Genomic DNA, 20,930 nt, shown 5'->3' with positions numbered 1-20,930 from the left:
GTAGGCCTATATCCGGGCTAAATAGTGGGGCGGCGGGTCGATGACTTTACCAAATCAATGGCTTGTTTGTAATATGCAGGCTGTTCCCTGTCATGGATGGAGCTCAGATGAGCCAATCACGCCCCTTAGTCAAAGACTCTATCAGCGGTGCAGACTACTTCCTGCGCGGTTTCTCACTGATCCGCCAACCGGGTATCCGCACCTTCGTGCTGATCCCGCTGCTGGTCAACTTCCTGTTGTTCTCCGGCGCCTTCTACGCCCTGTTGCTGCAACTCGATGGCCTGTTCGCCTGGCTACACCAGCAGATCCCCTCCTGGCTATCCTGGCTCGACTACCTGCTCTGGCCCATCGCACTGCTGACCATACTGGTGGTCTTCTCCTTCCTGTTCAGCTCCCTGGCAAACTGGGTGGCGGCCCCCTTCAATGGCCTGCTGGCCGAGAAGGTGGAACAGCACCTCACCGGCCAACCCAGCGCCGAAACCGGCATGCTCGACATAGTCCGGGATGTGCCTCGGATATTCGGGCGCGAATGGACCAAGCTGAAATACTATCTGCCCAAGGCGATTGGCTGCCTGATCCTGTTCCTGATCCCCGTGGTGGGCCAAACCCTGGCTCCCCTGATCTGGTTCCTGTTCAGTGCCTGGATGATGGCCATCCAGTATGTGGACTACCCGTTTGACAACCACAAGATCGACTTCGTCACCATGCGCGACGCCCTCAAACAGCGTCGGGGCAAGTGCCTGAGTTTCGGCGCCCTGGTGACCCTCTTCTCCGCCATTCCCGTGGTGAACCTGTTCGTGATGCCGGTGGCCATCTGTGGTGCCACCGCCATGTGGGTTGATCAGTACCGGGATGAGCAGATCAAAAAGTAACGAGATTGTTTCATAAGAAAAAGAGGGGGCGATAGCCCCCTTTTCATTACTTAATCTAATGTGAATGTGAGAGTGCTTGTAGGGCCAATGCAGGCTTGTTAGGATGCGGGCCTTTCTCGAACCCGGGTATTTCTCATGTTACATGCACTCTTCTTGCTCGGCCTGGTCGCCGAAGGGATGACGGGCGCGCTGGCGGCGGGCCGGCGGCGAATGGACTTGTTTGGCGTCGTTATCATCGCGTCGGCGACGGCCATCGGCGGCGGTACCATCAGAGACGTGCTGCTGGGACACTATCCCCTGCTCTGGGTCGAGCATCCCCTCTACGTGGTGCTGGTCGCTGGCGCCGCCCTGGTCACTGTCATCTGCGCGCCCCTGATGCGCTACCTTGGCAAGCTGTTCATGGCCCTCGACGCCCTGGGCTTGGTGGTCTTCTCCATCTTCGGCGCATCCCGCGCCCTGGAGATGGGCCATGGCGCCGGCATTGCCTGCATCATGGCCGTGGTGACCGGGGTATTTGGCGGTGTGCTGCGCGATCTGCTGTGCCAGCGTATCCCGCTGGTGTTTCGCCGCGAGCTCTACGCCGGTGTCTCCCTCATCACAGCCGGGCTCTATTGCCTGGCGCTCGATCAGGGGCTGCCCAGTGATTGGGCGGCATTCGGCGCCATTGGTATTGGCTTCGTGCTGCGGCTGCTCGCGATACGCTTCAAGTGGGGACTGCCCACCTTCAACTACCAATATGCTTCCCACTAAGCGGTACATGCCTTGCTGATCTGCTGAAAAGCGGGCAACAAAAAAGCGCCGTTTGGCGCTTTTTTTGTTGGGGGAAGCTATTTGATCCCTTCGGAACTGAAGAAGGTCGCCTTGTCGGCAATGAAACGGATCTTGATGTTCTGTTGCTTGTCACCCCAGATGCAGCTGGTCGTGCCCAGGGCATCATCGCAACTGTCCGCCTTGCCGAGGATCGCACTCGCCTCGCTGTAGCTGATCCCCATCTTGAGCTTGTCGTAGTTATCACGGTTTATCTTGCCGCAACCTGTCAATACCAGGGCCACCATGGCACCTATCAGGATCTGCTTCATCTTTTTCTCCTCTGTATGAGGCACCAAGCCTAGCAGCTCCCCCTTGCCCCTGTCAGCCAATGAGACCGAATGGGTCTACCAACTGCGCACCGGCCCCGTATCCAGGTGAACAAAATTGTCGCTGGGGTAATAACCCACGCCACCCACCTTGAGCTGCAGCGCCGCTTTGCGCAAATGGGCAAGCTGCACCCCCTGCAGGCGCACATCGACCGCCTGGCCGAGTACATGGTAGCTGTGTTTCGCCACGCCCTTGCTGCGCCTGTGTTTGGCATTATTGGTGGCCGGGGAGCGGTAACCCGAGATAAGCTGGATTTCACCATGATGGCCGAGGCGCTGTTGCAGCAAATAGAGCTGATCAAACAGCTTGCGGTCTATGTTGAACACCTCATCGCGCCTGTAGTCACGCAGCAGATGATTGAGTTCGGCCAGGCCGTCCGGCAGATAGCGCCCCTTCTCCCAGTAACTGGCCTTGACCCGCTCGCCGGTGTTGAGGTTGAAAACACTCAAGTCGCGACTGTTGGTGCTGCGGCTCGCCTGGGCGGGAAAAGAGAGCAAACTGGCTCCCATCACACAACCAGCCCCCAGTAGCAGGCGGCGTCGGCTTATCTCTTTGTCGAGCATGTCGGCTCCGTCTGAATGTGAATAAAAGCAAGGAAACCGCTCGAACTTAACCGCCGCCTTCCTTTTCTGTCAAACCCTAATCCGCCAACAAAAAGCCCGGCCGAAGCCGGGCTTATCAGACTGTGCTCGGGATCACAGGGCACGACTCTGATAGCTGACCCGATCAAATCCATAGATGTCGCTGCGCAGTTGCTGACGACCCTGCTCATCGAGCCAACTGCTCCAGTAGACGGTGAATACCGGCGTTGGCGTGCTGAGCGGCAGCCACTTGGTCTTGTCTTCTTTGAGCAGACTGGCCACCTTGTCGGGTTGATAGCGGGAGTCGGCGAGCAGCAATTCGGCCAGATCGTCTGCATGTTCGACCCGGATACAACCAGAGCTGAAGGCCCGCGCCCCCTGTTCAAACAGCCCCTTGCTCGGGGTTGAATGCAGATAGATGGCATCGTTGTTGGGCAGATAGAATTTGTAACGGCCCAGGGCATTGTGATCCCCCGGCTTTTGCCGCAGTCGATAAGGGAACCCCTCGGCCAGGGCCTGATGCCACTGCTCCTCGGTGAGGTGCTGCGGATTGCCGGCACTGTCGGTCACCTCGAACTGCTCGCGGGCCAAATAGCCCGGATCGCGACTCAGTTTGGGTAGTATGTCCTTGCTCAGGATGGATCTGGGCACATGCCAAGCCGGATTGAGCACCACGGAGCGGATCTCGCTGGCGAGGATCGGGGTCTCCCGCTCCTCCTTGCCGACGATGACCCGACTGGTAAAGACCTCACCGCCCCCCTGCACCACGCTCAGGCGATAGTCGGGAATATTGACCAGCACATAACGGCTGCCGACCAGATGATCCACCAGATCCCGGCGCCAGAGATTACGCAGCAGTAAACTGGCGCGTACCACAGGCCCGGTATTGAGCCAGGCCAGGGTGCGGCGGCCTATGATGCCGTCGGCAGTCAGACCATGACGACGCTGGAACAGCTTGATGGCCTCTTCAGTCTCGGCGTCATAGATTTCATCCTGATGGGCGGGGGCCACATCGCCAAGTTCATTGAGCATGGCGCGGATCTGGCCAAGCTCGGGGGATGGTTCGCCACTGCGCAGAGTTGGCATGGCCAGGGTGGGCCAGGTGGTGGCCATGGGCAGCGCCAGCAGCTTGTGCACCTTGGCACGCACCGCCTCATATTCGGCGACCTGGGGGCGTAGATCCCGCACCTGATCGAGCAGATCGCCGCTCTCTGTCACCGGCTCCGACGACAAGGAGAGATCCAGCTTCTGGGTCTTCAGCTGCTCGCGAGAGACCAGATCCATGGCGCGCCACTGTTGCTGGAAACGGGCCAACTTGCTGAACGCCTCGTCATAGAGCGGCCCCCGCCCCTGCTCGGGCATCGCCTTGAGCCGCCGCCACACAGCTTGGAATTCAGGGTGCAACTGGGCCAACGCAGCCTCTTGCAACTGCAGCTCCAGCTCTTTTCTTGCCTGCTCTGATCTACTGTCCCTATACCATTCATGGGTGCCGATCGCAGTACTCACCACCACAGGGGTCTCGCTGGCCTGTGCCTGCCCCAGCGGCAAACAGCCCAGCCACATCAGGTTTGCCAATGCCAGCCAATACTTCTTTCCCATGTGAACCTCAATTAGATCCGAACATTGCCATCCAAGTCACAGCGACCCTCTCACCGGCCCATGATGCGACAATAAGTACAAGCTGACTAGGGTGTCTGTGTGTAGCGTTGCCAAATCCGCGCATACTGGCCGGACTGGCGCAACTGCACCAAGGCAAGGTTGACGCGCGTCACCAGCGTGGGAGAGACACTCTGCTTGCTGAACATGAAGAAGGTGGGCAGGCGAGCGGCAGGCTGCTCTGCCATTACCACCTGTTGCCCAAGTCCAGCATCCATGAGCCCCTGATGGGTCGCCAGCCTGTCCCCGAGAAAGCCATCGATGCGCCCCAGCAGCAGCTTATGATAATTCTGGCTCTCTCTGGGCACGGCACTCACCTGATGTGGGTGACGGGCAAGCAGGGCTATCAGCTCATCCCCATAGAAATAACCCCGGGTCACCCCCAATCGCTGGCCCTGTCCCAGCCAGCTGGCAAGGCTGTTACCCTGCCCCGTGACCCCGCCCCCCTTCACTAGCCAGAGCCCGGTTTCCCCGGGGTTATAGGCATCGGAGAAGAGCCCATAGGCGGCACGCTCTTCATTGATGAAGGCTTCCATGGCGATGTCTATTTCCCCAAGTTCCACCCCCTGCAGCACCCGCTTCCATGGTCGCTCGACATAGGTCAGCTGGCAGGGGATCTGTGCCATCACGGCTTCCAGCACTTCGATGGTAAAGCCCCGCATCTGACCACTATCATCACGACTGTGATAAGGCGGCCACTCGTCGTAGCCGACCCGCAACGGGTGCGGACAGGGGCTCGCCGCCCACAGGGCTGGCGAGAGCAAACAGGCAATCAAGGGGAGCAGCAAACGGGTCATTGGCAATCCTTGCACGCAGAGTCGCGCCATCATAAGGGGATAACCAGGCCAAGGCGACCATATGAGCCGAAATTTGGTGTCAATTGATGACGCACTGAATTATCCCTCGCCTTGACCTGAGCGGGCCATCCATTGCCGCGCCCTGTGTCTTGGCGAGGGAGTGTGCAAAATGACGTCACGGCATCGGGACCGGGCGGGGGTGGTGATGACGGATGACAGGGGTTAATATATGACCAAATATTTTTTTGTGATCCACTATGCTTTTTTTGCAATTGGATTAGCATATGCGCGAGTTAGCCTCCCCCTTGGGCGTAGAGAGTAATATGACATACAAAAAGTTCGGTTTTATCGCAGCCATCCTCGCCTTGAGCGGCTTCTATCTCTATACCCTCTACCTGGCTGCCCACCCCAATGTGAGCCTGGCCTATCGCCTCTATTATCTGGAAGGCAAGACCCGCTTCTGGGAGCACAACTCCAGCATGACGTACCGGGTAGGCAACGAGCTCAATCTGACCAAACCGAGCCGCTTCCTCTCCAGCGAAGGCTGGTCCAAGAAGCCGAGCGAGCAAGGCACCCAGCTAACTGGTCAGGGGGGTCTCTATTTCTTGCTGCCCAAGCAGGGGGAGTCGTCAGCCGACCAGAATGACCTCACTGTGCGAGCGCGCATCAACAGCCCAGAGGCCGGAGCCCTGCTCAAGGTCGCCATGGGTCATGACTTCGTCACCACCATCAAGCTGGCCAAGGCGGGTCTGAACGAAATCAACTTCCAGCTGCCCGGTGAGGCCCTGAGCCAGGATCCCAAACAGCTCAACTTCCTGGCCCTCTCGACGGCGACCCCGCTCAACGTCGAATCAGTGCAACTGAGCACCGAATAACCACCTCCTCTTTTCATGCCCCCTTTCCTATAAGGACAGCCCCATGTCGCAAGCCAATTTCCGACTCTCTCTGGTCGTGCCCGTTTATAACGAGGAAGAGAGCATTGATGCCTTTATTGCCGCGATAGACTCAGAACTGCACTCCATCAAGGAGCACCTGGAGATCGTCTTCGTCAACGACGGCAGTCGCGATCGTACCCGTGACGTCGTCGAGCAGGCCATCGCCCGTGACCCCCGGGTGACCCTGGTCAATCTGGCGCGCAACTTCGGCAAAGAAGCCGCCATGACCGCAGGCCTGCACCACGCCCGTGGCGATGCCATGGTCCCCATGGATGTGGACTTGCAAGATCCCCCCGCTCTCATCCTGGAATTCGTCAAGCTGTGGCAAACCGGTGACTATGACACCGTCTACGGCATTCGGGTCGATCGCAGCGCCGACACCCCGATGAAGCGCATCACCGCCGGCGGCTTCTACCGCTTCTTCAATGCCCTCTCCAGCGGTACCAAGCTGCCGGAAAACGCCGGTGACTTCCGCCTGATCGATCGCCGGGTCGTCGAGGCCATCAAGCAGCTGCCAGAGCGCACCCGCTTCATGAAGGGTCTGTTCGCCTGGGCCGGTTTCCGCGCCGTCGGCGTGCCTTACGAGCGTCCCGCCCGCCATGCCGGCGAGACCAAGTTCAATTACTGGAAGCTGTGGAACTTCGCCCTCGATGGAGTGATGAGTTTCTCCAGCTGGCCGCTGCGGGTATGGAGCTATGTCGGGGTCGGCGTTTCCTTCGTTGCCTTCCTCTACATCCTCAAGATAGTGACCCAGGTGCTCTTCTTCGGCGTAGATGTCCCCGGTTACGCCTCGCTGATGTCGGTGGTGCTCTTCCTCGGCGGCATCCAGTTGCTCTCCCTTGGCATCATAGGCGAGTACATTGGTCGCATGTTCGTGGAAGTGAAGCAGCGTCCTATTTACCTGATTGAAGGGGTTTACGGCCAATATGCCGCCGATGAGGCGAGCAAACCCTCTGCCCCCAAGGCCAAGAGCCGCGCCAAGGCGAGCAAGCCTGAGCAAGCTGACGCAGCAAGAGATGGCCAGGAGCAAGATCCTGCATGATCTCCCGCGATGAATTCTGGCGGTTGGTGCGCTTCGGCTTCGTCGGTGGTGGCGCCACCCTGGTGGATCTGGGCAGCGCCTTTGCCCTGTTCCACAGCTGGCCCGGCATCAACGAGCACCTGGTCACCACACTCGCGTTCTCGGTGGCTTTCTGGTTCTCCTTCTTCGGCCACAGGTACATCACCTTCCAGAAGCAGGGGGCCGTTGGCAAGTTCTTGCTGGTTGCACTCTTCTCGTTAGCGGTGCGTAACCTGATCCTGAGCGGCCTGCTGTTTGCCGGGCTCTCCGGCCTGCTGCCGGTGGTCATCGCCACCTTGACGGTCACCATACTGACCTATGTCCTCTCCCGTATCTGGGTATTCGCTTGATGAATGATGTGACCAATCTCAATGTGCCGGGCGCCGTGGCGCCCTATCGTCCCTCCCTGCGTATCAGCGGCAATGACTGGCTGCTGATTTTTGCAGCCTTTGCCCTGAGTCGCATCGCCTTGTATGGCATGGGTTACTTCGGGACCCAGCTGTACGGCAGCCCCATTGGCCCCTTCCAGGCTTACTGCCAATTCGACTGCGTCTGGTTCCAGCGCATCATTGAAAACGGCTACGATCTCTATCCACGCTGGCTCAGCAAGGGCAATGCGGCCAACTGGGCCTTCATGCCCCTCTACCCCATGCTGGCCGGCGGCATCTCCAGCCTGCTCGAGGTCGAGAGCCTGTTTGGACTGATGCTGGTCGCCAACCTCGCCTTCTTCGCCAGCCTGCCGCTGATGCTGCTGGTGCTGCGTCAGCTCAAGTTGGGAGATGAAACGGCACGCTTCGGAGTCTGGCTGCTCGCCTTCTCCCCCTTCTCGGCCTATTTCGTGTCCGGCTATACCGAGCCCATGTTCATGGCGCTCATGCTGGGCATGTTCCTGTTCGCTTACCGGGAACAGTGGATGATGGTGGCCGTCTTGGGGATCCTCATCTCCAGCACCCGCAACCTGGGGGTCATGATGGTGTTCCCCGTGCTGATCCTGGCGCTGCAGGCCTATGGCATCCGCGAGTTCCTGCGTTTCAGCGAGCGGACCCTCAAGGTGGTGCTCACCCTCTGGCTCATCCCCTTCGGCCTGTTCGCTTACATGGTCTACCTCTACCACCTGATGGGGGATGCCCTGGCATTCAAACACATACAGGTTGCATGGGGTCGTCACATGGACAGTCCGCTGGACTGGTGGATGAGCGGCTTCGAACTCGGCGGGCGCAAGGCCTACCTCTCCATCATGGTGATGTTCGGCTGGGCCCTGAACGGCTATCTGTTCTACAAGAAGCGCTGGGCCGAGGCGACCCTGATGTTCATCTGCTGCACCATACCGCTGATGACAGGGCTCAACGCCATGCCGCGCTACATGTTTGGCCTCTATCCGACCCTCTTGGCCATCATCTTGCTGACTCACCGCTGGCCCGCCATCCGACCGGCCGTGCTCTGCCTGTCCGGCATGGTGGCCTCCTTCATCGCGGTGGCCTTCGTCAACTTCAAGTTCTTTACCGTCTAATCCCCCATCACGACCATAAAATGCCGACCTCAGGGTCGGCATTTTGCTTATCTTGCTGTGCAAACCAACCTCCTTGCCCTTGAAAGCGTTGCCATTTGAACCGAGTTCACAGATCCCGGTTGCCGTTTCCCACTCGCCCTCTGGGGCCCCTTAGAATGAACCATCCCGCTGCTTGGCAAAGGAATGGTTCATGCGTCTCTCCCCTCTGTTGCTCGCCCTGCTGGCCCTGCCCGCCTGGGCAGCCCCCGACTTGCACCTCTATGTGGATGGCGAGGCGCTGCCCGTCAATCTCAGCCTGACCGGGGGGATGCAGCAGCTGACCCACCCCCTGGCCAAGGGCAGTTACCGCATTCGTATCAGCGATGCAGGCAACAGTTGCGGCACCAGCTTTGGCCCGCGCGAAAACATGCCGCTGCCCTTTGGCACGGATCTGCCCATGGACAACTGTGCGCCAGAGAGCAGCTTCACCCTCAAGGTGATGCTGGCAGGAGAGTACGAGTTCAGCTTCGACCCGCAGACCCCCAGCCTGAAGGTGCTGCGGGCCACCAAAAAGAGCACCTTCAAACGCCAGCCCCCCGAGCAAGCCTGCCTTGCCTGGGATGGCGGCCCGGTGACGGTGTCGCTGAAGGGCGTCTGGCCCGACGGCACCCGGCTGCGGGATGCCTACTCCAGGCAGGAGGCCGTGGTCACACAGGGCAAGCTGACCCTGACCCCGACCAAGGAGAGCGGCGGCCTGCTGCTGCTCGAACCCGTGGTGGCGCCAAGACCCGAGCCCTTCAGCTGGGATCAGGCGAGCGTCTATTTCCTGCTGACCGATCGCTTTGCCAACGGCGATCCCGGCAACGATCACAGCTTCGGCCGCCAGAAGGATGGCCAGGACGAGGTCGCCACCTGGCACGGCGGCGACTTCAAGGGGCTGACCGCCAAGCTCGACTACATCAAGGCCCTCGGCATCAATGCCATCTGGATAACCCCCATGGTGGAGCAGGTGCACGGCTTCATCGGCGGCGGTGAGCAGGGCAAGTTCCCCTTCTATGGCTATCACGGTTATTGGGCGCTCGACTTCACTAAAATCGACCCCAACTACGGCGATGAAGAGAGCCTCAAGACGCTAGTGGACCAGGCCCATCAGCGGGGCATGCGCATCATCCTGGATGTGGTGATGAACCATGTCGGTTACGCCACCCTCGCCGACTTGCAGGATCTGGGACTGACGGCGCTGACCCGAAACAGCGACAAGTTGCCGGCCCGCTGGAATGAGTGGCGCCCCAGTAGCGCGCAGAGCTGGCACGACTACAACCCGTTCATCGACTATCAGTCACCAGCGTGGAACAAGTGGTGGGGGCCAGACTGGGTGCGGGCGGGTCTGCCAGGCTATCCCCAGCCCGGCACCGATGACGTCACCGGTTCGGTGGCGGGGCTGCCGGACTTCCTGACCGAGTCCGACCAGCCGGTCGGCCTGCCTCCTCTGCTCGCCGCCAAGCAGGATACCCGGGCCAAAGCGCTCCCCAATGCCACGGTAAGCGACTACCTCATCGCCTGGCACACCGACTGGGTGCGCCGCTTTGGTATCGACGGTTTTCGGGCCGACACCGTCAAGCACCTGGAACCCGAGGTGTGGCTGAAACTCAAGCAGGCGGGCAATGCGGCCCTCAAGGAGTGGAAGGCGAACAACCCGACCAAGAAGCTCGATGATCTGCCCTTCTACATGGTGGGCGAGGTGTGGGATCAGGGGGTCACCAAGGACTTCTGGTACCAGAACGGCTTCGATGCGCTGATCAATTTCGATTACCAGCGCGAGGCCGCGCTGCCCCAGGCCCAGTGCCTGGCCAGCGCCGAGCCGACTTACGCCAGCTATGCCAGCCGCCTCAACCAGGATCCCGAGTTCAACGTGCTGAGCTACATCAGCTCCCACGACACCAAGCTGTTCTTCGGGGACTATCAGGATGTGGCGCTGCAACGGCGAGTGGCCAGCAGCTTCCTGCTGCTGCCCGGCGCGGTCCAGATCTACTACGGTGACGAGTCGGGCCGGGGACTGGCCAAGGATGGCGGCGTCTTCGATCAGGGGGTGCGATCCGACATGAACTGGCAGGAGCTGGCCAGCGGTGACAAGGCCGAGCTGGTCAAACATTGGCAGCGACTCGGCCAGTTCCGCGCCAGCCACCCGGCCATCGCCGCCGGCAGCCACCGTCAGCTCTCCGATGCCCCCTACAGCTTCGTGCGAGAAAAAGGGGACGACAAGGTGGTGGTGGTGTTCGCCGGGCGTGAGCAACCCTAAGCGCCGGCACGCATCGACACTGGGCATCACTGACTCGAGCGGCCAAGGGGAGAGGTCGGTGGCAAAACTGAACGAGGGGAGCCTGGGCTCCCCTCGTTCATACCATCGCCAGACTGCACATGCCTGGCCGGTGCCTGACGCCACCACCCGATGTTAACCCTGCGGCCTGGCGGCCAGCGCGGGCCACTCCTTGCCAGCCCGCTCAAGGGTCTCCTGCCACAGGGGCCAGGCCAGCAAATGCTGCTGATAAGCCCCCGCCGCCCCCGGCAAGGCGATACCATAGTTGAACAGACGCTGGGCCATGACGGCGTAGAACGCGTCCAGTATACCGGGAGCGCCAAAGTAGAAGCCGGCGCCGGCCTGGGCCCAGATCACCTGCAACCTGGCCAGCTCGGGCAAGGTCTCCAGGGGGGGCTCCTGCTTGCGGGGGGCCCCCAGAAAATAGGGTAAACGGCTGCGGATCTGGCCAAAACCGGCGTGCAGCTCGGCGCACAGGCTGCGCGCCAGGGCACGCTCGGCTCGGCCCGCCGGATAGAGTCCCCGACTCGGATACTGCTCATGCAAATATTCGGCGATGGCCAGGGAGTCGTGCACCCGCACGTCATCATGCACCAACCAGGGCACCAAGCCTGCCGGGGCCTGCTGTTTGAGCCTGTGCAGGGCCGCGGCATCCTTGAGCTCGAACGCCTGCTCGCGCCACTTGACCCCGGTCAGACCGAGTACCAGGGCCGCCCGCATCGCCCAGGTCGAGCCCGTGCCGACCGTCAATACCATCTCATCCATCTTGCTCTCCTGCATCGCCAGGGTCCCGGGCCACCCCATCACAGGCGGCGAGTTGCTGGCTACTTGTTATTGCCTATTGATAGGCATAGCAATTCATCCTGGCTGACCGTCACATTTGTCGGTCTGCGTGTTTGACCACCATGGGGGGCGATGCTAGTTTGATGTTCCAAAACAAATAGTTAACATCGAGCCATGGACAGCCAATTTACCATCGTCATCGCGGATGACCACCCCCTGTTTCGGGGCGCACTCTATCAAGCCGTGCACATGGCCGTCAGCGATGCGCAATTGCTGGAGGCTGACTCCATCGACAGCCTGGCCCATCTGCTTAAGGATCACCCCGAAGTCGACCTGCTGCTGCTCGACCTTAAAATGCCGGGCGCCAATGGCTTCGAGGGGCTGGTGCATCTTCGCGGCCAATACCCGGATCTGCCGATTGTTGTCGTATCAGCCTCGGAAGAGGCCTCTGTCGTGCAGCAGGTGCTGCGGCTCGGCGCCCTGGGGTTCATCCCCAAATCCTCCTCCATGAAGCAGCTGGTGACGGCACTCAATGCGGTCATCGCCGGTGATACCTGGCTGCCAGAGGGAGTCTCGCTCAGGCCAGAGAGCGAAGATGAGTCGAGCCTGACCAGCAAGCTGGCCAGTTTGACCCCCCAGCAGTACAAGGTGTTGGTGATGCTGCGCGATGGCAGCCTCAACAAGCAGATTGCCTGGGAGCTCAATGTCTCGGAAGCCACCATCAAGGCCCATATCACCGCCATCTTCCGCAAGCTCGACGTCAAGAATCGCACCCAGGCAGTGATTGCCCTGCAGCAGCTGGATATCAAGGATAACTGACCCTCAGGGCCCATATCACTACCGCCTTCCGCAAGCTCGACGTCAAGAATCGCACCCAGGCAGTGATTGCCCTGCAGCAGCTGGATATCAAGGACAACTGAGCCCTTGTCACCCTCAGGGCCCATATCACTACCGCCTTCCGCAAGCTCGACGTCAAGAATCGCACCCAGGCGGTGATTGCCCTGCAGCAACTGGATATCAAGGACAACTGAGCCCTTGTCACCCTCAGGACCCCTATCACTACCGCCTTCCGCAAACTCGACGTCAAGAATCGCACCCAGGCGGTGATTGCCCTGCAGCAGCTGGATATCAAGGACAACTGAGCGGCGTCTTCTCATTGCCGGACCGCGACTTGTCTGCTGTGCAACTGTGGCTCGCAAAAAGTACGATCGTCCTATATGCTGCCACGGGATCGACACTGAGGTGATGGATGAGCAAAGGCCGACTGACCCGTGAGACTATCTTGCAGCAAGGTTTCGAGCAGGCGAGCCAGCAGGGGTTGGAGAGTCTCACCATCGGCTCCCTCGCCAGCCGGTGCGAGATGTCCAAGAGCGGCCTGTTCGCCCACTTCCAGTCCAGAGACAATCTGCAGATAGCCGTGCTCGAATACGCAGGCCTGGTGTTTCGGGACAGAGTGATCCAGCCGGTGCGCCAGCGGGCATATCCGGATCAGCAGGCTAAATTACGGGCGCTGCTGGAAGCCTGGCTCGCCTGGAATCAGAATTTCGCCGGACGCTGCATGTTTCTCGATGCCTGGACCTCGGCCCAGGAGGGAGAGGTGCAGCAAGCCGCTCGCCAGCTGGTGCGCTTCTGGCTCGACTATCTCGCCCGTCAGGTTGCCGCAGGCCAGGCCCTGGGCGAATGGCGAGCCGAGATGGATCCCTGGCGCGCCGTCTACCGGCTCTACGGCCTCTATCTGGGCGATCAGGTGTTCGATGCCCTGGCCCTGAGCGACGATCCCGGGCACCATTTCTGGCCCGAGGTAGAGGCGCTGTTCATCAGTTGGCGCCCAAGCTGATCGCCCTGGTGGATTGGCTGTTTTCAGCCGCTGTTTTTTAAAACCGATTAAAAAGCACGACCGTACTCAAAATAACACACCCAGCCGCCTCACACCGGCGCACCACAGGAGTGACCGCCCATGAGCAGCAAGATCTACTTCAATACCCGCCGTTTCAGCCCGGGCAAGTGGCTGCTGGGTCTCGGCACCCGCCTGCATCATGGCCTGGCCCCCGCCCACGCCAAACGCACCGCCAGCAAACTGCTGCTGACCCCGAGCCGCGCCCAGCGCGACACCGATCTCCCCGCAGGTCTGGTGCGCCAGGCCGTGCACACCAGCGAGGGGCAGCTGATGAGCTATCGCCTCGGTCAAGGCCCGGTCTGGCTGTTGATGCATGGCTGGTCCGGCAGCGCCAGCCAGCTCTACCCGCTGATGGAACACATTGCGGCCCGGGGGTTCACCGCCATCGCCTACGATCACCCAGCCCACGGCCATAGCGAGGGGAAAACCGGTCATCTGCCCCGCTTCGTGCGCGCCCTGGATGAGTTGATCGAACGGCTTGGCCCCATCGCCGGCGTGATGGCCCACAGCATGGGAGGCGCCGTGGCCCTCTCCAGCCGCCACCCTCGCCTGCAGACCTGCCCCCTGCTGCTGGTCGCTCCCGTCATCGACTATGTGCCCCAGCTCTACGCCATGGTGGCGCGATCCGGTTATTCGATGCGGCTGTTCGATGCCGTGGTCAAAGAGATAGAGCAGGAGTATCAACACCCCTTGAGCGAGGTGGACCCCCTGGCTGCCCTGACCAGGCGCAGCGGCCCGGCCCTCATCGTCCACGACGAGGGGGACAGGTTCGCCCCCCATCAAGACTCCCTGCGTGCCAGCCAGAATGGCCGCACCCGGCTCATCTCCACCCAAGGCCTGGGTCATGGCCGCATACTGGCCAGCCCACCCCTGTTTGCCGCCTTCGTCGAACTCAGCCAATCGCCGGCCTGATCTCGCGACCCGCCAAGAAGGGAGGGGAGCCATGGCCCCCCTCCCTTCTTGGTCAGCCTGCCTGAACTCAATAGACCAGCGTGGGGGCGTAGAAGAAGGGCTCGATGGTCGGAGTCAGGCCCCGGCATGCGGGGCGCAGGGCATCGGCACGGGCCAGCAACCAGTCGGTGCGGTGGCGATAGCCCAGACTCATGGTCTGTCGGGGGTCGAAACAGACACTGATGATGTTGCGCGAGCCCAGCACCCAGCGCCCTGGCATGGCCGCCGCCCAGGCGGCAGCTTCCCGGCCCTGCACCCGGTTCTCCTCATGGTAGGAGTAGTGCCAGAGCGGCTGGCGGGCGAACAGCAGATGCTGCTCCTTGAAGCCCACCAGCAGCAGCTGATCTTCATGGGGCACCTCTTGCGCCGCCTTGACCATGATCTCCTCCGGGGTGCGCACCTCGTTGAGCCGCATCGCTATCTGGGTGGAATAGAGCAGCCAGCCGAAGGCCAATGAGCCGAGGACCCCTAGCAGCGGGGCCCGGCGCAACATGCCATTGATCACCAGCAACCCCAGCCCGAGCACCAGCAGCGGCAACCAGGGATGCTCCCCAAGCTCGGCCGCCTTGGCGGCCAGCCTGGCATTGAACATCAGTGCCAGAGCAGCGCCGATCCCCACCAGAGCGAGCAGCCAGCCCAACCCCTTGAGCAGCCGCACCGGCCAGACCCGGTCAAGCAGCTGGCCCAGCCAGGGCGCCGCCAGCAGCGCCAGCACAGGGGTGCCCGGCGTGATGTAGACGCCGCGCTTGCCCGGTGACAGAGAGAAGAACAGCAGCATCAAGAGCAGATAGCCGAGCAGCAGTATCACCCGCCTGTCACCATCATTTCGAATGGCACGAGCCCAGCAGACCGCGAGCCAGGGTAGCAGCAGGGAGATCGGCAGCCAGAAGGGGGGGATGACGGCGGTGAAGTAGTACCAGAGGGGTTTGACGTGATGCCAGGCGTTGGCATAGCGGGTCACCGTCTGATGCAGCAGGATGTTGTCACGATAGGCTTGCAGCACGGCATCACCGCTCGACGCCACCGCCAGCACCATGGGCAGCAGCCAGAGGCCAATCGCCCCCAGCATCACCAGGGGGCCAAGCAGCCCCTTGCACCAGGCGGCGCGACTGGCTTGACGCAATGGCTCCCTGTGCGTCCAGATAGCCGGGATCAACACCAGTACCGCCAAGATGCCAACCCCCTTGGTGATGATGCCAAGACCCGCGGCAAACCAGCCGAGGTAGTACCAGCGCCAGCCGCCGCCCGCGAGCAGGAAACGCAGGAAGCCATAGAGCCCTAGGGTGATGAAGAAACTCACCAGGGCATCGATTTGCGCCGTCTTGGCCTGCAGGGTGAACTGGACGGTAAAGAGCAGCAGCACCCCCGCCAGGAAACCCACCGGAGCATTCCACAGCCGACGACCGAGATCCCAGGTCAGCACCAGGGTACCGAGTCCCGCCAGCAGGGAAGGCAGCAAGAAAGCCACCTTGAGTGAGCCTGTCAGCAGATAACCGAGGGCAATACCCCACATGAACAGGGGCGGCTTGTCGGGATAAATCTCGCCGCCACGCATGGGAAACAGCCAGCGGCCGCTCTCGACCATCTCCTTGGCCACCAGGGCGAAACGGGGCTCGTCGGCGGGCCAGGGGTCGCGCAGTCCGATCCCCGCAGCCAGTATTACCAGGGCCAGCAGCATCAGCCAACCCAGGGTCTGGCGCGGTGATGCCTCCAGTAAAGATCGATCACTTATCATGGCAGCCCCTTGTCATCACCGATCCCCCCTGTCCCGGCGCCAGCCACGATGTTTCACATCCAGATAGAGGCTGTAGAACGCGGTGAAGGCGGGAAACAGATTCTGCAACACACCGACCGAGTCTTGCTTGGGGGAGAAAATGAAATAACTGAGCGTCATCAGGCTGCCGAGGATGCTCATGTACCAGAACAGCCGCGGGATCACCGGCTTGCCTGCCCGCCTGGACGCGATGAACTGCGCCAGCCAGCGCCCGCCAAACATCAAGGCCCCCGCATAACCGATGAGCTTCCAGCCGGTGACATGCAGCCCGGTCCATATCAGCCAGTCAATTTGGGTCTCCAGCATCATCAATCCAGCTGCTCCCTGACTTGGACTACCTTGGCCCTGCGCAGCAACCAGCAGACCCCGATCACATCCACGAGTCCGACCCAGAGCCGGTTCCAGACCCCGTATTTGGACGTTCCGGCCTGACGTGGCCTGTGGTTGACCGGGTAAGAGGCCATCTTGCCGCCATAGGCCTGGATCAGCGCCGGAATGTAGCGATGCATGTGGTTGAAGCAGGGCAGCGCCAGGTAGCATTCCCGCTTGAGCGCCTTGAGGCCACAGCCGGTATCGGGGATGCCATCGCGCAGCAAAAGATCACGAAAGCTGTTTGCCACTCTGGAGGAGAGTCGCTTGACCCAGTCATCCCGCCGATTGACCCTGTGACCAATCAGGCCCACCAGCGCCGGATCCGCCTCATTGCGCCCCATCAATTCATGCAACAGGCCGGGGATGTCGGCCGGATCGTTCTGGCCATCCCCATCCAGTATCACCAGCCAGTCGCCACGGCCATGGCGCACCCCGCTCAGGACGGCAAAACTTTGGCCCACCCCCTGCTCATGGCGCAGCACTCTGAGCCTTGGAAAATCCTGCTTTATCCGGGTCAGAATGGCAACGCTGTCATCGGTGCTGCCGTCATCCACATAGATGAGTTCGTACTCGAACTGTCCATCCATGGCCTGGCGGATCTCGCCGATCAGGGGTTCCAGGTTGTCCCGCTCGTTCTGTGCCGGTATGACGATGGAGACGCTGATGTGCGCTGCTTGCATTGATGGGGCCTCAATTGATTTCACAACTCGCGTTACATTAACCCACAGCAAGGCTGAACCTGGACTGGATTTACCCTGACTTTACACATGGGCTTAACTATTTTTATTAATAATGTTATAGACTTGTAGTCAAGTTACTGCCCAGCGTCCCTGACGGAAATGACGCAGCTATGACATCTTCTCTACCCTTGGCCGGGCGCTGGCAGAACCCATGTCACAGGATGGAACCCGACCGGCGGCTCTTGCTTTGAGCGCCACAGAACAACCTTGAATAGTTCCAAAGGCATCCGCTATGGCCAAACCTAACACAGCCCTGCTGTTAACCGGTGGTGGTGCTCGCGCCGCCTATCAAGTTGGCGCCCTCAAAGCTATCGCCGAACTCTACCCCCGCAATCAGGGGATCCCTTTCCCCATTTTATGCGGCACCTCGGCCGGTGCCCTCAACGCCACGGCCCTCGCCTGCCATGCCTCATGCTTTCACCTGGGAGTGCGTAAACTGGAGTGGGTCTGGCGCCGTTTCGAGACGCGCCACATCTTCGATTTTCACCCGGGGCGCCTGCTCTGGCGTCTGCTCTACGAGGGGTCGGCGGGCCTGATCCATCCGGACCCGAATCGCGCCTTCAACCTGTTCGACAATAGTCCGCTGCGCAAGCTGCTCGAGCAGCTCATCGACTACCACCGCATCGATGACAATATCCTCTACGGCAGTCTGGAGGCCCTGGCCATCACGGCATCGGATTATGAGAGCGGCCTTAGCACCACCTTCTTTCAGGGACGTTCTCAGCATCACCCCTGGGAGCGGGAACGCAGGCGCGGCATCCGTACCCTGATCACCTCAGATCACCTGATCGCCTCCAGTGCCCTGCCCTTCGTGTTCCCCGCCACCCGTATCGGCGACAAATTCTATGGCGATGGCTCCATTCACCAGCTCAGTCCCCTGAGCCCGGCTATCCATCTGGGGGCAGAGCGGATCCTGGCCATTGCCCTGGCGCCGCCTCCCCAACATAACCCGACTCAATACCGGGAGCGGCTGACCAGCTCCCACATCGCCAGTCACCTGCTCGACACCGTGTTCACCGACACCCTCAATTCGGATCTGGAGCGCCTGGGCCGCATCAACCTCACCCTGTCGCTCATTCCAGAGCGGGACAGAGCAAGGTTAAAACTCAAGGAGGTGGAAGCCTGCGTGCTCAAACCAAGCCAGGATCTCGACGTGCTGGCGCTCCCTTTTCTGCCCCAGCTGCCAACCGAGATGCGCCGCCTGCTGCGGGTGTTGGGGGTCAAGGGTGATGAGACCAGCAGCCTGGCCAGTTTTCTGATGTTCGTCCCCGGCTACTGCCAACAGCTCATCGCCCTGGGTTATCAAGACACCCTGGACGACAGATCCCGTGTCGCTCGCTTCCTCGATATCCAGAGCCCGGCCAGCGTCTCGCAAGTCACCGCAGTCCAACCCGCCAGATAGCGGCCAGGGCTATGTTCTTGCCGCCATTGCGCCGCCAGCGCCCTGGCGGCCTCCCAGCACACCCCATCCCCATCTTCCCGACTTGCACTAGCGCCCCTCCAGCAGCCGTTGCTCTGCCTGCTCGATGGCGGCACTCGTGCCAAACAGCACCAGGGTATCCCCCGCCCCCAGCAGCAGCTCGGCCCTGGGCTCCAGCACGTCGCCCCCACGCTGTACCTCCTTGATGTGCACAGCCTCCAGGGCGAGATCCTGCACCTTGTGGCCTATGGCCCAGGCCTGCTCGCTCAGCACGAGCGGGTGCAGCCGCTCCAGGCCCTGATCCGTCTCCAGATCCGGGGCACTCTGCCCCCCCCAGTAAAAGCCATGCAGGAAGGAGTACTGGCTGTTGCGCTCCTTCTCCATGCGCCGGATCACCCGGCCTATGGGCACGTCACAGTGCAGCAACAGGTGGGACACCAGCATCAGAGTCCCCTCCTGGGATTCCGGCACCACTTCGTGAGCCCCGGCCTGCTTGTACTGCTCCAACAGGCGGTCATCCTGGGTGCGCACCACTATCTTGACCCCCTCTGCCAAACCGGGGATCAGGGAGAGCATGGCGCCGATCCGCTTGGCATCGTCGAAGGTGATGATCACCAGACGGGCCCGTTGCAGACCGGCGGCCAGCAAGATCTCGCGTCTGCTGGCATCACCAAAGGCCACCTGCTCCCCCGCCAGCTTGGCCTCATTCACCCGCTCGGGATCCAGATCCAGTGCCAGGAAGGGGATCCCCTCCAGCTTGAGAAAGCGGGCACAGGTCTGACCGGCCCGACCGAAGCCCGCGATGATGACGTGACCACTCTTGCTCAGGCCCGACTGGGCCACTTCTGATTGGGAAAGCAGGGAAGATCGCGTCAGCCAGCGCGCCAGCTCCTGGGAGCGCCCCACCAGCCAAGGGGTGATGGCAATAGAGATAACGCCAATACCGATCAGCAGGGAGACGATATCCTGACCAAGCAAGCCGTGGCTGAGCGCCAGGGCCAGCAGCACGAAGCCAAACTCGCCAACCTGACTCAGCATGATGCCCGCCGCCATGGCATCGCGTTTTCGCTCCCCCATCAAGCGCCCCGCCAGCAGAACCAATAGCGATTTGAACAGCACCAGCAGCACCACAATGCCCACCACCTGCCACCAATGGCGCGCCACCTGCTGCCACTCCATGGCCATGCCGATGGTGATGAAGAAGAGCCCCATCAAGACATCGCGAAACGGCTTGATGTCCACCTCCAGCTGGTGACGATAGTGGGACTCCCCTAACATCATCCCCGCCAGGAAAGCACCCAGGGCCATGGAGAGCCCCATCCACTGAGTGAGAGAAGCCGCAAGCAGCGCGACCAGCAGGGCGCTCAGTACGAACAACTCGTCGGAGCGGGCCCGGGCAACCTCATGAAACAGGGAGGGCAACCACCACTTGCCCACCGCCAACAGGCCGAGCAGGACCAGCAAGCCCTTGAGTAAGGCCCAGGCGACCGCAACCAGCAGGGCATCGCCCTGGGCTTCGGGCTCGGCCAATATGGGGATCATCACCAGCAGGGGCACCACGGCCAAGTCCTGAAACAGCAGGACGCTGACCCCAAGCTGGGCACGACGGGTATGCAGCTGCTTCTGCTCCCCAAGCTGTTTGATCACCACCGCAGTCGAGGAGAGGCTGAGGGTGCCCGCCACCACCAGTGCCTGGGGCAGGGTCAGCCCCCACCACCAGCCAATCCAGCAAAACAGCGCCGTGGTCAGGATCACCTGCAGCCCCCCGACCCCGACCACCAGGCTGCGCATGGCAATGAGCTTGGAGAGGGAGAATTCGAGGCCGAGAGAGAACATCAGGAAGACCACCCCAAGTTCCCCCAGGGTGTGCATCATGGCTTGCTCAGTGACCCACGCCAGACCATAGGGGCCGAGCAGCACGCCGGCGATCAGGTAAGCGAGGATCGCCGGCAGGCCCAAGCGCCGGAAAACCGCCACCAGCAACACGGCGGCAAACAGCAACGTCAAAAATTCCGTATACAATTTTTCCTCCTATTTTATCGACTTAAGTCTAGCCAGCCGGGGTTGCCCCTATAGGACATATTTTGGGCGCGGATCTTGCAGTATTTGGCACCATGGTGGGCCTGGGTGCCGCTTGGGAAGGAAATAG

General features: G+C 61.1%; 20 protein-coding genes and 1 pseudogene. 12 read left to right on the top strand and 9 right to left on the bottom strand.

All coding sequences use genetic code 11. The features are described from left to right. Positions 1–107 precede the first annotated feature (107 nt). The gene (gene cysZ, locus M2366_RS06315; RefSeq protein ID WP_042040721.1) at positions 108–872 is read left to right on the top strand and encodes a sulfate transporter CysZ; all 765 of its coding nucleotides are present in this window, start codon (positions 108–110) and stop codon (positions 870–872) included. Between the two features lie 135 nt (positions 873–1,007). Continuing rightward, the gene (locus M2366_RS06310) at positions 1,008–1,622 is read left to right on the top strand and encodes a trimeric intracellular cation channel family protein (protein WP_042040722.1); all 615 of its coding nucleotides are present in this window, start codon (positions 1,008–1,010) and stop codon (positions 1,620–1,622) included. A 77-nt stretch (positions 1,623–1,699) separates the two neighbouring features. Here M2366_RS06310 and M2366_RS06305 read toward each other — a convergent pair whose 3' ends face one another. The 4 genes from M2366_RS06305 to M2366_RS06290 all read right to left on the bottom strand — a co-directional run bounded on the left by M2366_RS06305 (position 1,700) and on the right by M2366_RS06290 (position 5,043). After that, positions 1,700–1,951 (bottom strand): lipoprotein, encoded by a 252-nt coding sequence (locus M2366_RS06305; protein WP_042040723.1) that lies wholly within the window; start codon positions 1,949–1,951, stop codon positions 1,700–1,702. A 75-nt stretch (positions 1,952–2,026) separates the two neighbouring features. Further along, the gene (locus M2366_RS06300; RefSeq protein WP_042040724.1) at positions 2,027–2,572 is read right to left on the bottom strand and encodes a YcbK family protein; all 546 of its coding nucleotides are present in this window, start codon (positions 2,570–2,572) and stop codon (positions 2,027–2,029) included. A gap of 132 nt (positions 2,573–2,704) precedes the next feature. Then, positions 2,705–4,189, bottom strand: a complete 1,485-nt coding sequence (locus M2366_RS06295) for a murein L,D-transpeptidase (RefSeq protein WP_224431009.1) — start codon at positions 4,187–4,189, stop codon at positions 2,705–2,707. A gap of 86 nt (positions 4,190–4,275) precedes the next feature. Further along, positions 4,276–5,043 (bottom strand): ABC transporter substrate-binding protein, encoded by a 768-nt coding sequence (locus M2366_RS06290; RefSeq protein WP_224431010.1) that lies wholly within the window; start codon positions 5,041–5,043, stop codon positions 4,276–4,278. Positions 5,044–5,366: 323 nt separating this feature from the next. Between M2366_RS06290 and M2366_RS06285 the strand changes: the two genes are divergently transcribed. From M2366_RS06285 to M2366_RS06265, 5 genes are all read left to right on the top strand, one after another. Continuing rightward, positions 5,367–5,918 carry a hypothetical protein gene (locus M2366_RS06285; RefSeq protein ID WP_042040727.1) on the top strand — a complete coding sequence of 184 codons (552 nt, stop codon included), beginning with the start codon at positions 5,367–5,369 and terminating at the stop codon, positions 5,916–5,918. Positions 5,919–5,961: 43 nt separating this feature from the next. Further along, positions 5,962–7,020 carry a glycosyltransferase family 2 protein gene (locus tag M2366_RS06280; RefSeq protein WP_042040728.1) on the top strand — a complete coding sequence of 353 codons (1,059 nt, stop codon included), beginning with the start codon at positions 5,962–5,964 and terminating at the stop codon, positions 7,018–7,020. Then, positions 7,017–7,388, top strand: a complete 372-nt coding sequence (locus tag M2366_RS06275; protein ID WP_042040729.1) for a GtrA family protein — start codon at positions 7,017–7,019, stop codon at positions 7,386–7,388. The genes M2366_RS06280 and M2366_RS06275 overlap by 4 nt, the downstream gene beginning before the upstream one ends. Continuing rightward, positions 7,388–8,548: a membrane protein gene (locus M2366_RS06270; protein WP_042040730.1), complete on the top strand. Its 1,161-nt coding sequence runs from the start codon at positions 7,388–7,390 to the stop codon at positions 8,546–8,548. Before M2366_RS06275 ends, M2366_RS06270 begins: the two co-directional genes overlap by 1 nt. A gap of 190 nt (positions 8,549–8,738) precedes the next feature. Continuing rightward, complete coding sequence (locus tag M2366_RS06265) at positions 8,739–10,826, top strand: alpha-amylase (protein WP_259269228.1); 2,088 nt, start codon at positions 8,739–8,741, stop codon at positions 10,824–10,826. Positions 10,827–10,979: 153 nt separating this feature from the next. Here M2366_RS06265 and M2366_RS06260 read toward each other — a convergent pair whose 3' ends face one another. After that, on the bottom strand, positions 10,980–11,609 hold the full coding sequence (locus M2366_RS06260; protein WP_259269227.1) for a glutathione S-transferase N-terminal domain-containing protein: 630 nt from the start codon (positions 11,607–11,609) through the stop codon (positions 10,980–10,982). Between the two features lie 192 nt (positions 11,610–11,801). Between M2366_RS06260 and M2366_RS06255 the strand changes: the two genes are divergently transcribed. The 4 genes and pseudogenes from M2366_RS06255 to M2366_RS06230 all read left to right on the top strand — a co-directional run bounded on the left by M2366_RS06255 (position 11,802) and on the right by M2366_RS06230 (position 14,436). After that, a complete protein-coding gene (locus M2366_RS06255; protein WP_259269226.1) occupies positions 11,802–12,446 on the top strand; it encodes a response regulator transcription factor in 645 nt (214 codons plus the stop codon). 110 nt (positions 12,447–12,556) lie between these two features. After that, a pseudogene (locus tag M2366_RS06245) lies at positions 12,557–12,658 on the top strand (DNA-binding response regulator); the annotation flags it as partial. A gap of 218 nt (positions 12,659–12,876) precedes the next feature. After that, positions 12,877–13,464, top strand: coding sequence for a TetR/AcrR family transcriptional regulator (locus M2366_RS06235; protein ID WP_259269225.1), 588 nt, complete (start codon positions 12,877–12,879; stop codon positions 13,462–13,464). A 120-nt stretch (positions 13,465–13,584) separates the two neighbouring features. Next, positions 13,585–14,436, top strand: coding sequence for an alpha/beta fold hydrolase (locus M2366_RS06230; protein WP_259269224.1), 852 nt, complete (start codon positions 13,585–13,587; stop codon positions 14,434–14,436). A 67-nt stretch (positions 14,437–14,503) separates the two neighbouring features. On the opposite strand, the gene M2366_RS06225 is transcribed toward M2366_RS06230, so the two are convergent. The 3 genes from M2366_RS06225 to M2366_RS06215 are packed head-to-tail and all read right to left on the bottom strand — an operon-like array spanning position 14,504 to position 17,301. Then, positions 14,504–16,210, bottom strand: coding sequence for a glycosyltransferase family 39 protein (locus M2366_RS06225; protein ID WP_259269223.1), 1,707 nt, complete (start codon positions 16,208–16,210; stop codon positions 14,504–14,506). A gap of 15 nt (positions 16,211–16,225) precedes the next feature. Further along, on the bottom strand, positions 16,226–16,555 hold the full coding sequence (locus M2366_RS06220; protein ID WP_259269222.1) for a lipid-A-disaccharide synthase N-terminal domain-containing protein: 330 nt from the start codon (positions 16,553–16,555) through the stop codon (positions 16,226–16,228). Between the two features lie 2 nt (positions 16,556–16,557). Beyond that, positions 16,558–17,301 (bottom strand): glycosyltransferase family 2 protein, encoded by a 744-nt coding sequence (locus M2366_RS06215; RefSeq protein WP_224431019.1) that lies wholly within the window; start codon positions 17,299–17,301, stop codon positions 16,558–16,560. A gap of 292 nt (positions 17,302–17,593) precedes the next feature. Between M2366_RS06215 and M2366_RS06210 the strand changes: the two genes are divergently transcribed. Continuing rightward, positions 17,594–18,763, top strand: a complete 1,170-nt coding sequence (locus M2366_RS06210) for a patatin-like phospholipase family protein (RefSeq protein ID WP_042040739.1) — start codon at positions 17,594–17,596, stop codon at positions 18,761–18,763. An 87-nt stretch (positions 18,764–18,850) separates the two neighbouring features. Here M2366_RS06210 and M2366_RS06205 read toward each other — a convergent pair whose 3' ends face one another. Beyond that, on the bottom strand, positions 18,851–20,803 hold the full coding sequence (locus M2366_RS06205; protein WP_224431020.1) for a monovalent cation:proton antiporter-2 (CPA2) family protein: 1,953 nt from the start codon (positions 20,801–20,803) through the stop codon (positions 18,851–18,853). Between the last annotated feature and the right edge of the window lie 127 nt (positions 20,804–20,930).

The sequence above is a fragment of the Aeromonas sp. BIGb0405 genome (assembly GCF_024807335.1).
In the GTDB taxonomy this organism is placed as follows: Bacteria; Pseudomonadota; Gammaproteobacteria; order Enterobacterales; family Aeromonadaceae; genus Aeromonas; species Aeromonas rivuli.
The sequence above is the reverse complement of the archived record's forward strand: the minus strand, read 5'-3'. Positions and strand labels throughout refer to the sequence as shown.